General features: G+C 57.6%; 10 protein-coding genes. 1 reads left to right on the top strand and 9 read right to left on the bottom strand.

The window, feature by feature from the left end; translation table 11 throughout:
- Window positions 1-47: 47 nt before the first annotated feature.
- From NLM33_RS37425 to NLM33_RS37390, 8 genes are all read right to left on the bottom strand, one after another.
- Complete coding sequence (locus NLM33_RS37425; protein WP_254103440.1) at window positions 48-2,096, bottom strand: carbamoyltransferase; 2,049 nt, start codon at window positions 2,094-2,096, stop codon at window positions 48-50.
- A 90-nt stretch (window positions 2,097-2,186) separates the two neighbouring features.
- A complete protein-coding gene (locus NLM33_RS37420) occupies window positions 2,187-2,975 on the bottom strand; it encodes an ABC transporter permease (RefSeq protein ID WP_254103439.1) in 789 nt (262 codons plus the stop codon).
- Window positions 2,975-3,889, bottom strand: a complete 915-nt coding sequence (nodI, locus tag NLM33_RS37415) for a nodulation factor ABC transporter ATP-binding protein NodI (protein WP_254103438.1) — start codon at window positions 3,887-3,889, stop codon at window positions 2,975-2,977. The genes NLM33_RS37420 and nodI overlap by 1 nt, the downstream gene beginning before the upstream one ends.
- Window positions 3,890-3,898: 9 nt before the next feature.
- The gene (gene nodU, locus NLM33_RS37410) at window positions 3,899-5,605 is read right to left on the bottom strand and encodes a nodulation protein NodU (protein WP_254103437.1); all 1,707 of its coding nucleotides are present in this window, start codon (window positions 5,603-5,605) and stop codon (window positions 3,899-3,901) included.
- Window positions 5,606-5,630: 25 nt separating this feature from the next.
- Entirely contained in the window at window positions 5,631-6,242 is a 612-nt protein-coding gene (gene nodS, locus NLM33_RS37405; protein WP_254103436.1) for a nodulation methyltransferase NodS, read from the bottom strand.
- 14 nt (window positions 6,243-6,256) lie between these two features.
- On the bottom strand, window positions 6,257-7,570 hold the full coding sequence (gene nodC / locus NLM33_RS37400; protein WP_254103435.1) for a chitooligosaccharide synthase NodC: 1,314 nt from the start codon (window positions 7,568-7,570) through the stop codon (window positions 6,257-6,259).
- A gap of 15 nt (window positions 7,571-7,585) precedes the next feature.
- Window positions 7,586-8,236: a chitooligosaccharide deacetylase NodB gene (gene nodB / locus NLM33_RS37395; RefSeq protein WP_254106090.1), complete on the bottom strand. Its 651-nt coding sequence runs from the start codon at window positions 8,234-8,236 to the stop codon at window positions 7,586-7,588.
- A gap of 5 nt (window positions 8,237-8,241) precedes the next feature.
- Window positions 8,242-8,835 (bottom strand): NodA family N-acyltransferase, encoded by a 594-nt coding sequence (locus NLM33_RS37390; RefSeq protein ID WP_254103434.1) that lies wholly within the window; start codon window positions 8,833-8,835, stop codon window positions 8,242-8,244.
- Between the two features lie 932 nt (window positions 8,836-9,767).
- Between NLM33_RS37390 and NLM33_RS37385 the strand changes: the two genes are divergently transcribed.
- Entirely contained in the window at window positions 9,768-10,757 is a 990-nt protein-coding gene (locus NLM33_RS37385; RefSeq protein ID WP_254103433.1) for a LysR family transcriptional regulator, read from the top strand.
- A 320-nt stretch (window positions 10,758-11,077) separates the two neighbouring features.
- On the opposite strand, the gene NLM33_RS37380 is transcribed toward NLM33_RS37385, so the two are convergent.
- Window positions 11,078-12,187: a branched-chain amino acid ABC transporter substrate-binding protein gene (locus NLM33_RS37380; RefSeq protein ID WP_254103432.1), complete on the bottom strand. Its 1,110-nt coding sequence runs from the start codon at window positions 12,185-12,187 to the stop codon at window positions 11,078-11,080.

The raw sequence follows: 12,187 nt of genomic DNA, 5'->3' as shown, positions 1-12,187 counted from the left end.
GCGTAAGATCTCCAGAGGTCATCGCGGCCTTATTGAACGATCGACGTTCATGCTGGCTCTGCCATACGATCGCAGTCGTTCTGCACCCGGGTAGCGCGTGAGGGAGGATGCAGGCGAACACGCCGCTGCTCCCATAGGCTCCGTAGTTCTTTGACGAGAACTTCGCGCTCGGCCTGATCCAACGTCATCGAATTGAAGAGGTCGCGGAGGACGGCTTCGCCCTTGATCCGCATCAGCAGATCGAACACGCTATCTGAAATGCGCACACCACCGCCGCCGGAGAAGGTCGTGCGGATCTCGCATACCGTCTCCTGTCGATCTCGTGCTGTATGTGCGCGGACGCGATACAGGGATGCATAAGGCGGCAGTGAAACCGCGAGCGAGGTCCAATCCTCGAGCGTTGCAGCGCGCTTTTTGACAAGGAACGGCCCAACTACGAGAGCATCGAGTTCCGTCGTCAGAAATGTCGCAACGGCATCTGCAACCGAATCCACGATCGGCTCGGCATTGTTGTTAAAAGAGGTATTGAGCAGAACCGGGATGCCCGTCCGTTTCTTGAACTCATCGATAAGGCGCCAGTAGGCTGGATTCGATTTGCGCGACACTGTTTGTAACCGCGCGGTACCATCAACATGCGTAATCGCGCCCAGCAAGCCGCGCTTGGCATCACGTACGCCAACTACGAAGTTCATGAAGGGAAATTCGCCCGTTCCAGCCGGGAGATCGAAATATTCGCGCGCATCCTCCTCCAATACGGAAGGCGCGAACGGTCGATAGCCCTCGCGCTTCTTGACCATCGCGTTTATGCGATCCTTGTTCGCCGCAGGTCGGGGATCGGCGAGAATACTGCGGTTACCCAGCGCACGTGGTCCGAACTCCGACCGACCCTGCACCCATCCGATGACTGCGCCGTTTGCCATCCAATCGGCCGCTCTGCCCGCCACGTCATCGCTGCGTTCGACGTCGAGATGTCCGGCCCATGCCGCCAATTCCTGCTCGACGGCACGGTCGGTCCCGAGATCTGGCCCCCAATAGACTTCCTTCAGCCGCTCGCGTGGCGCTGGCCGCCCAACCTCATCAGATGCCATCAATGCAGCGCCTAGGGCGCAGCCTGCGTCATGCGCCGCGGGTTGCACGAAGATCTCCTCGAAAAGCCCCGAATACAGCAGCTTACCATTGACGGTGCAGTTGTGGGCCACGCCGCCAGCCAAGCACAGCCGCTTCATGCCCGTGGCTTCGCGGTAATGCCGCACTATGTGAAACACGATTCGTTCGAGCGCTTCCTGCAATGACGCGCTGACGTCTCGATGTTGCTGGGTGAATGGCATTCCTTTTCGTCGGACCTGAATATTGCGGACCAACGCCGGTCCGATGCGATCCAGGTAGAGCCGGTAGCCCCCGTTCTCAGAGAGCTCGTAGAACCGCTCAAACAGCTTGCGATAAGGCGCGGGATCGCCATAAGGAGCAAGGCCCATGACCTTGTATTCATCGAACAAGCTATAACCCAGATACCGGATCGTCTCGAGATAAAATAGCCCCAAAGAGTTGCTCTCCGGGAAGCTCTCGAGTTGATTGACTTCGGTTCCGGACCCGATCGCCACGAGACCGGAGAGAAACTCACCACCGCCATCGATTGCGAGGACCAGACTCTGCTCAAATCCGGACATTGCAAATGCACTTACTGCGTGCGCCTGGTGGTGACTTACGAATGAAACGCGCGATGGATCAACGTCGGTGTTGAACTCCTGAGCCAGCATCGTCCGGAGCAGGAGCCTGGCATTCATCGGAATGGCGTCGGATGGCTGCGAGACAAACAGGCGTTCGAGCATTGCATTGCAATACGCTTCGGTCGCATAGAACGCGATGCGATCGACGTCGCTCAGTCGAACACCGGCAGCATCGAGACAGTATTGGATCGAGTTGCTTGGAAATTTATTGGAATGCTTGACCCGATTGAGGCGTTCTTCTTCGACGGCCGCTATCACACGACCGTCACGCACGAGCACAGCAGCGCCGTCGTGAAGAAATGTACTTGGAAGCTCGGGTCGGAACTCAAAAACCTTGTCTAATCCGCCGCTCACTCCGAGACACAGCATCTTACTCTCCATCTATTGTAAGAGGGCTCTATTGGGACAACCCGACTCACGGTTGCTCGCTGCGGCGTCGTGTTGTCCACTGCGGCACTCTCAGCGCATGAGGCGTCGGAGAAGCAGCGCAACCGACAACAAGAATGGCACGACCGCATAAAGGCAGAGTGCGCCTATATGTATACCGACGCTGCCGATTGGCCGCCCGAGCATCGCCGGGCGAATGAGCTCAATCGAGTGCTCCAGCGGCAACAGGTCTGCTACGAACTGGAAGGCCGCGGGCAACTGATTGATCGGAAACACTGCGCCGCAGAGGAACACCATGGGTGTAAGGACGAGTGTTTGGTAGAATACGAAATAGTCGTAGCTGGGCGCTAGGGATACGATGACCATCGCCAAGCTCGCGAACACGAACCCAGTAAGAGCGATTGCGGGTAGCGCATACAGCATGGATGGCCACGCCGCGTAACCCAGTCCCGCAGCAACGATTGTTATGCCTGTGCCAGCCAGCACGGCCTTGCTCGCTGCCCATGCCACTTCTCCGAGCAGGATGTCGCCAAGAGTAAGCTGTGTGCAGAGCATTGCCTCCCAGGTCCGTTGCGTGTGCATGCGGGCGAACGTTGCGTAAATCGTCTCGAAGCTTGCCGAAGTCATCGCGCTGGTCGCGACCATCCCGCCCACTAGAAAATCGATATATGAAGTCCCGTTGACACGACCGACGATGAGTCCGAGGCCAAAGCCAAGACCGAGTAGATTGGTCATTGGATCGGCGAGATTGCCCAGAAGCGACGCAAGCGCGACCTTCCTCCATGCCAGATAGTTGCGTCGCCATACCGCAACCCAGTTAAACGCGTTAGCGGGCATGGCCGCGCCATAAGTCATTCTCATCATATCTCTATCTCGCGTCCGGTCAGCCGCAAGAACACGTCCTCGAGATTCGGCGGACGCTCCAGAAGGCGCAACCCCACAGCCCCTCTCAACTGCTTCCGCACCTGCTCCAGATCCGGTGCATAGCAAAAGATCGTCTCGCCGCTTAGTTCGATGCGCTGCGCGTAAGGCCTGATCAGCTCAATGGATTCCTGCGGGTTGCCACCATAGATCTCCATGACATCGCAACCGATCTGTTCGATGATGAGCGCCTGAGGTTCGCCTTCGGCGATCTTGCGTCCTTCCTCAAGCACGCAGAGCCTATCGCACAAGCGCTCGGCCTCTTCCATAAAATGGGTCGTCAGCAGGATCGTCTTTCCGCGCGCAAGTAGCGCACGCAGTCGCTCCCAGATCAGATGGCGCGCGTGCGGATCAAGACCGGTCGTTGGTTCGTCCATAACGAGCAGATGCGGGTCATTGATCAGCGCACGTGCCAGCACCAGTCGGCGCTTCATGCCGCCAGACAACTCGCCAACGCGCGCATCCGCCTTGCTCTCGAGGCGGGCAAATTCGAGCAGCGATGGAATGACCGCATCGATTTCACGTGCGTTCATGCCGAAATAGCGCCCGAACACCAGCAAGTTCTCGCGGACCGTGAACTCGTTCTCGAGGTTGTCGAATTGCGGGACCACGCCCACGCCTGCGCGTGCCAAGCGAGCGTGTGCCGGTACTTGCTTGCCGAGCACCGTAATCTGGCCAGAGTCCGGCGGCACCATGCCGAGTATCATACGCACAATGGTGCTCTTGCCCGCACCATTTGGTCCGAGCAGTCCGAAGCACTCTCCCGCTGCAACGGTGAATGCCAGCTCGTTGACAACGGCCTTGCCGCGGTATGATTTGTTTACAGCGGCAAAATCGATCGCTACGCTCGACATGCGTTCATCTCAGCTTGTCAGAGCCATCTCGGACGACGGCACCTTGACTTCGAGCGTTTTGGTCCAGAGCAGGCCATCGCACCAGATGTGTTCGATGCGACCCCATTTGCAGGCAGCTGCGACATCGGGGAAGAAGCCACGTCCATGGTGATTGGCGCTGGTGTTGCAAAGCAGCGGAATGCCCGTCAGTTTTTCATATTCGACGAGCAGTTCAGCAACCTTATGCTCGGATGTTCTGCCAATCGTCTGCAATCGTGCGGATCCGTCGAGGTGCACAATGGCGGGGATTCTGTCTCGCCACTCTGCCCGCGTCTGATGGTCGAAGAGCATGTAAGGGTCCGGCGATCCAGGATCGAAAATGTTCGGCGCTCGGTCCTCCAGGCATATCGGCGCAACCGGGCGGAAGTGTTCGCGGAATTTGATGTCGTTGAGATAGTCCTTCATTTTCGGGGATGTCGCGGCAGCAAGAATGCTTCTGCCACCCAAGGCGCGTGGGCCGAGTTCGGCGCGGCCGTTAAGGAAGACCACGGGCTTATCAGTTGCGAGGAGTGCGGCAAGCTCGCTTATGCTGCAGGGCGCTGCGTCCCATCCCGTTGACGCATCGCCGCCTGCAAGGGCCGGACCACTATAGACCGACCACTCGAGGGGTACGAAACCTTTGTCCGCCACCATTGCCGAGCAAGCGGTTCCGATTGCTGAACCGCTGTCATTCGGGAAAGGCGGCACCCAGACCGCATCGAACAGGCCGGTCGCACGTAACGCACTATTCCATTTGATGTTAAGACCACAACCACCGGCTATGCATAGATTGCGCGGCCCCGGAAAGGACGAATGCCGAAGCAAAGCAAGGCCCATCTCCCGCACGAGCAGACGCTCAAGGAAAATATGAAACGATGCGAGTACATCTTCGGGTCGCTTGGCGTCTAGTCGAAGTGCGCTTTCTTCGAAGAATTCGTGCGTAGCCGCAAGCGATGCCTCGGCATTATTTATATTCGCGCGATAACGCCGAGCGGGCTCCGTGTCCGCCGCAAAGCGCTTCTCATAGACCTCCCTAAACACCGTCACAACGTCTTCATCAGGCGCCCCCAGACCGATATAGGCCATCAGTTTGCCCGCAACGCCAAGGTCCCAGTTGGTCCGGTTCGGCTGCCGATAGGGCCCGAAGTGGTGGCCCGCGACAGCATAAGCGTGGCCTATCATCGGGAAGAGGCAATCGAGGAAGCGGCCCCCGCGCGGCTCTACATAATAAAGTCGTGGAAAGATGCAGCCATCCCACACGAGGCAGAAGGCCGGTTCTTTCGTTTTCGCAAACGGGCTAGTGCAGTAAGCGGAGGCAACATGGCCCGTGACGTGCGCATAGCTCTTATAGGAGAAACTCTCGCCCTCGAGCACTAGCCCATCCCCGTCGTATGAAGATAGGAGCCCCTCGGGACGTTCAACATACGGTGCGCCTTTGAGCGTCAGATGTTCCGACCCACTCAGGAGCTGGAATTGCGTTTCGATTTCCCCGTCCCACCCGTCGATGACGAACTGATCAATATCGCGGGGATGAAGGCCATATTCCGCCAATGTGAGAACAACTGTGTCGAGATTTTCGATGGCTGAGTACCGTCGGTTGTTCTCGCGTTTCTCTTGCTCGATGCAAAAGACCAGACGTCCATCCTCTACAAGAGCGATGGACCCGTCGTGCGTCAGCTTGATGCCACAGATGCGCATAGTGCCTCGATGCTAAGGTCGGTTTTTAGATGGAAGGGAAGACCGAATTCCGAAAACAAGCGAGCAAGCAGTCTTCGTTGGCCGACTTGCCCTGACATTGCACCCGTTCGACCTCGACCAATGTTTCGTTCAACATTGCGATGATCGTTTCGGCGCCGGCAGCATGTCCCCAGCCGCGGCAGGTGGCATCACGAGCTGATCCGAAAACCAGATGACCATTCGGCGCAAGCATTCCCACCAAATTGCCGATCGCCGTACGCATCTCGGCAATATCGCGGAGGTAGTAGAGCACTTCCGCCACCACGATCAAGTCGAACCGTTCCGTTCGAGAGAACCGCTGAATGTCAGAGACTATCCATGTGATGTGCGACCATCGCTTCGTCCGTTGACTCGCCCGACCGATCGCTCGCGGCACGACGTCGACGACTGTAAGTCGTCCGCAGTGGGGCGCCAGCTTCTCCGTGAATGCGCCGGCTGCGCACCCGACCTCGAGCGCATTCGCAATGAAGCCGTTGGAAAGCGAGAGCCGGAGCATTTGCGTATGACGCTCTCGCTCGAACGGATTGCCGTCCAGCCGCCATGGATCATCGGCCGTTAATTCTCGTTCTAACGATTGATAACTGTTATCCGGGTTCATGAGCTATCCGCTTCTCAGTCCGCATCGCTCGCCGCTGCAAGTGCGGTCGTGTCACTGCTAGTTGGGCGGCACGAGCTGCGAATCGGAACTGCGGATCCCGAAGGCCGGATCGGCTCTGGTTGGGACTCTGCCTTGGCTGGCTTGCGTGAGAGCCAATCGCTATTGCTTAGCGTACACAACGCATAGGCCTTTACCGGAAGTAGCAGAAAGATATTGATGGGCGTGTGCAGAGCAAAAGCGAAGAATCGCAGTTGACGAGCACGCAAGGCAGCTACGCCGCATCTCACCATGGTCATTGATGCGACTATCAGAACTGTCCACCATGGCACAGTGGCCGTAAGTGCGAGCTGCGCAATGCCCGTTACCACCGAAAGCGCCAGAAGAAGCGGGCCGACGTTTTGCCCGATAACGTCCAATGTCAGGTATCGATCCAGACCAGGCAAAAGGTGCACCGCAAGCAGCGTATCTCGGAAAGTGCTGCGGGCCCAGCGAAGCTGTTGGCGCAGATACGGCCCTACCCTATCTGGAACGACTGTTGCGGCGTACGCGTCCGGAACGTACTCAGTTCGAAATCCAGCTTTCAGCATAAGAATCGTGAGATGGCGATCCTCACCAAAATCGCTCGGCTTTCCTCGGAAGAATTGCGCCTCGTACTGATCCAGCAGCAGATCGAGAGCTGATCGTCGGTACATGGCACATGGACCGCAGCAGCACATGACCGCGCCGAAACGAGCTTGAGCTGCGCGCTCTTCGTTGCACGCCAACCAGTACTCCATGTCGATCAACCGAGTTAACCAAGTGGCGCTCCGGTTGCTCGCCGTCAGCTGCCCCATGGCAGCACCGATCTCATCATCCTGCATTCTCAGTGCAAGCTTCCTGACCACATCGGTCGCAAGTATCGTGTCCGAATCAACGTTGAGGACCAGATCTCCGGATGACCGGCGGATCGCGGCAATCTGTGCTTTCCGTTTTCCAACGTTCTTTCGCAGGAGAATAAAATTGAACCTTGAATCGTACGCATAGGCATGATGGACGGGTGCCACATCCTCGCGATTTCCAGAACCGTCATCGACCACGTAGACGCGTAGCTGCCCGACGTAGTCTTGGCTCGCGATGGATTCTAGGCATGCCGACAGCGTGCGCGGGTCCTCGTTGAAGCAGGGCACGATTACATCCACGCTGGGCATCGGTTCAGGGTCGCCCCCATCCGATGACACCGACGACACTCGTGTCGGCGAGGCATGGAACGCCTGCACGGACTTGTAGACCGCAGAGAGCAACGCATAAGACGAGACGACAACAGTACTGGTTGTGGCAAGAAGGTTCATTGGGACGCCAATTGTTCAATGAGTTTGCGGAAGCGGGCGGATCGCGAAACCGCGATCGTGCAAGGCTGGAATAAGTTGGGAGAGTGCCTTCACCGTCTGGTGGCGCAGACCGGCATGAATGCCCCGTCCCACCTCGTCGGGCGGGCATCCATCATGCAAGAGAACGATCGCACCAGGGCGGACAGAGGCTAACACTGTTTCGACGATCGTATCCACGCCGGGACAGGACCAGTCGCGCGGGTCCACTGACCAGTGGAGAGCGTTAAGTCCGGCCTTCTCTGACTTGGCCAGCACTGCTTCGGTCCAAATGCCATACGGCGCGCGCACGCGTCGCACCGAGGCCTGAGGGCATGCGCTCCTGATGGCGCAACTCGCGGTCATTATTTCAAACTGCACTTCGTCGGGGTCGCATCTGGACAGATCCGGATGTGTCATCGTGTGGTTCGCGACCTCGTGCCCTTCCGCGATCATCCGACGAATCAGCTTTGGCTCATTCGCCGCGTACGTGCCAATGACGCAGAACGTCGCCGGCGCGCGGTGCTCCGCCAGCACATCAAGAATGTCCGGCGTGCAGTATGGATTCGGCCCGTCATCGAACGTCAGATGGACGCTATGGCGAACGGTGTCCGTGAGGCGCTTGCTGTGCGCTTCGAAGAAGCAACTGATGTGTTTCACAGCTCTGGCCCATTACGCTCGATGACTGTGCCGGTGGGCCACTCGCTCATCGACCGCGCTATAGGGAACACTACAAGCAGCGCGTCATCGACCCGAGTTGGGGGCAGGTCGGCATAGATATCCGGAAGAGTTGATCGCACGCGAATGCCCGGAACGATTGTCGCCATTCCTGGGCGGCCGAGCAGCCTAAAAATATGCTCTTTGAGTTCATGTCGAACCGTACCGAAGCCGAAGGGGACGCCGAGCTCCTGCAACACGGGATACATCACTCGCATGGAATGACTGATTCCGAGTCCTTCGAGATCCGGACGTACCGCGTACAATCCAAGTTCGGCCACCAACAGATCGATTTCACCGACTTTGATGAACCGGCGCAATGCGCCGATATGAGCCGCCACGCCGCGATCATCGTAGCCAACTACCCGGAGCTCCGGTCTCGCCCCGGCCCAGCTTCGATTGCCTTCAAACGGTTTTGCGTTGAACGCCCCGGTCGGCCCGTAGGCGCTTCGAAAGAACTCGGAGATTTGGACGTGGTCGGCGAGTTGTAAGTCATTTTCCCAGCACGTCCTCCACTGGAGTTGAGGGCGCATGAAAGACTCTCCTGCTTCTTGCTACGTTCCTGAGGCACGCATCAAGCGAGCGACGGGCAGTGTGACGGTGCTCGTTCGATGGGGTCGTCAGCGAATGGGGGGAATGTTGGCTTGTGGACGGCGTTAAGATCGCATCGCGCGGGGAGCCGGCCAATTTGCATGCTCCTCTTGTGTGTGCCGCGGCTCAATATCGCCGTTGTCTCCAGGCGAGTGGCGACCGGCTCTGTTACAGGTCGCGCTCTGTCTACTGTCTCAAATCCTCCGCGGCCGCGATGTGTGGTACTCAAGTTATCGAAGGACCACCCAGTTACCCAATCATATCGAGGTAGACGCCCTCCATTGAATGGTATGCGGAGAATATACGATGGTTTAAATCGCGCTCCTGGCCGCATTATTGAGCCGCCTACAGTTGCAGTGGGAGACGACCCCATTGTAGAAACTGTCTCGAACGGGCGAAGGGGCTGCGACTCCGCTGCAAGCGACGTCACGCTCCGCAGGCCGCACGGCAGATATGCTGATCGCGGGCACGGAAAGCAGGACACGAGGGTGTTAGCCGCGGCTTCATTTGCCTCGTCCAATATCTGGCGCCGAGCTTGATGGGCGCGACGAACTTGTTGCCGCTCATTTGTTCTCTTAAAGCGGGCATGACGGCTCGCCGCGTGTGCGCTCGGCGAGCGTTCGCGTGAGTGGTTAACACGGGAATCGATGCAATGCATTCGGATGTGACAATACAATGACGGACGCCGAGCTAAGCTGTTGCGCACAACCGCTGACGACACTCCATCACCAATGCTTGCGATTTGCGGTGCCACGCTCTGCTTCTCCGAAACCTACCCGATTGCTCAGGTACTGGAGATTTCCTAGACGGCGCCGAGCGAATTCGTAAAATCGATTGTTTGGATGAGAAACATCTACACTGCGGATAGGTGACAATGCGTTTCCGAGGGCTTGATCTTAATCTCCTCGTCGCGCTCGATGCTCTGATGACCGAGCGCAACCTCACGGCAGCGGCACGCAGCATCAACTTGAGCCAGCCGGCCATGAGCGCGGCGGTTGGCCGCCTACGCGCGTATTTCAAAGACGACCTCTTCACGATGAAGGGCCGCGAACTTATTCCGACTCCACGTGCGGAAGCCCTCGCGGCTCCCACTCGCGAGGCACTACTTCACATCCAGTTCTCCATTACCTCCAGGGATACATTCAAACCGAGCGAGTCTGAACGGCGCTTTAGGATCAGCCTGTCTGACTTTGCTACGGTCGTGTGGTTTCGACATGTCGTGGAACGTGTCGCACGAGATGCGCCCGGCGTCAGATTCGAGTTAATGCCTCTCGCGAATCCGTTCGATCACCCTCTCCAACGCGCCGAAATCGATTTTCTTATCGTGCCCGAGCTGTACATGTCGGACGCGCACCCCAAGGCGACCCTTTTTGACGAGACACTCGTTTGCGTCGGCTGCCGCTCGAACAAGCACCTATCGCGGGAGCTTACATTCGAGAGGTACATGTCATTGGGGCATGTCGCGGTCAAGTTCGGGAGCAATCGAGTGCCTTCCATAGACGAATGGTTTATGCAAGAGCACGGCATCAAGAGACGCGTTGAGGTCGTCGTGCAAAGCTTCAGCATGATCCCTCCCATGTTACTTGGAACCAACCGAATAGCGACGATGCCCCTGACGCTCGTGAAGTATTTCGCTAAGGCGATGCCGCTGCAGATCACTAAACTCCCGCTACCGCTTCCGGGCTTTACCGAGGCCGTCCAATGGCCTTCCCTTCACAATACTGATCCGGCAAGCATATGGATGCGTGAGGTTTTGTTGCAGGAGGCAAGGCGCCTGGTCTCTCCCCGCGCCAAGACACGCCTACGGGATCTTCCGAACCACTCTTCGCAAGCTAAAGACACAGCGGTAGATGCTTCGGAATGACAATCGCGGTTCGCAGGACCTTCGCTCGCTCCAAGGAATGGAGGCTCGACGACAGTGAGAAGTCACGAGTCGATACAGCTTTCCGTCCCCGGTGATTCTTCGGGGGCAGCTCTTTTCCGCACCTTCTTCCTGTCAAGCAGCTCGAGCGTTCTCTCCCTGATTCACCCGGCCACGTTGATCGCGGGTGTCTTTCGACCCGCGATGGTTGCCTCGGAGGATCGCATTCTCGTCCACCGCAACTCTATTGGGCGATCGAATTGCCAAATCAGGCGGCGGGCTTGTCGAAGTTCAGGTCGTTGGTTCGGTCACCGCTATCTGGTCTACTCGACCCTCTCTATCGTGTTGTCGCGCCAGCGATTGACGACGAAACCGGCAGATGAATTGTCGCCTTTCGCATCAAACCGCACGTGGCCAATCACGGTTTCAGCTTCTTGCGAACGAAGCGCTTTCGCAACGCGCAGAGCGTTGAAAGAGCCAGCGCGCCTCACCGCAAGAGCCCACGCCTGTACAGCGGCATAAGCGTAAAGCGTATAGCCTTCCGCAGTTCGTTTTGTTGCTTTCAATCTGGCTACGACGTCGGCCGCCTCCGCGTTTTTGGTGGCATCGAGCATGAATGTGAAGAGAGTGCCATTTGCCGCACTGTTCGCAATCGCCCAGAATTCGCCCGTCATCAGCGGGTCGTTAGCCATGACCGTGAGATGAGCGTGTGCGTCTGCGGCTTGGCGTACAATAAGGCCGATTTCGGCGTAGTAGCCACCAATAAAGGCGATTTCGATACCCTCCCTCTTCATTCTTGATACCAGCGCGGTGTAATCTTTCTCGCCGGCCATATAGCTTTGCCGCATGATATTCTGCAGACCCGCATCATGAAGACGAGACGCAACGACATCTGCAACGCCCTTGCCAGCTGTGCTCTTGTCATCGAGGACGGCAATCTTGCTCTTGGAGTGGTGCCGCAAGATATAGTTAGCCGCCACTACACCTTGCTGGTCGTCACGGCCACAGATCCGAAAAACCGTTCGCAGACCTCGCTCGGTCAGCTGAGGATTGGTTGATCCGGGCGAAATCTGAATAATTCCGGCTTCAGCGTAAACGTCGGAAGCGGGAATTGAGGAAGAAGAACAATGGTGGCCAACAACCAACCTAACCTGATCAGCCGCCAGCCGATTGGCTACCGCAACGGCCTGCTTCGGATCGCAAGCGTCGTCGGCGACAGTCAATCTAATCTTGAGTTCTGGAAGCAATCCGGAAGAGTTCAAATCATCCACGGCCGCACCTGCGCCGTAAAGCATCTGAGCACCAACCGCAGCGTTGCTGCCTGTCATAGGTCCGGCCACTGCAACGTAAACATCGTCAGCGGAGGCGCCGGAGACCAGCACGAAAGCAAGGACCGCTGCACCGGCAAATGAACTCGTGCGAAGGAATGCCAT

It is taken from the genome of Bradyrhizobium sp. CCGUVB1N3, assembly GCF_024199925.1.
GTDB lineage: Bacteria > Pseudomonadota > Alphaproteobacteria > Rhizobiales > Xanthobacteraceae > Bradyrhizobium.
Note: the sequence above shows the minus strand (reverse complement) of the source record. Positions and strands in the feature narration are given on the sequence as shown.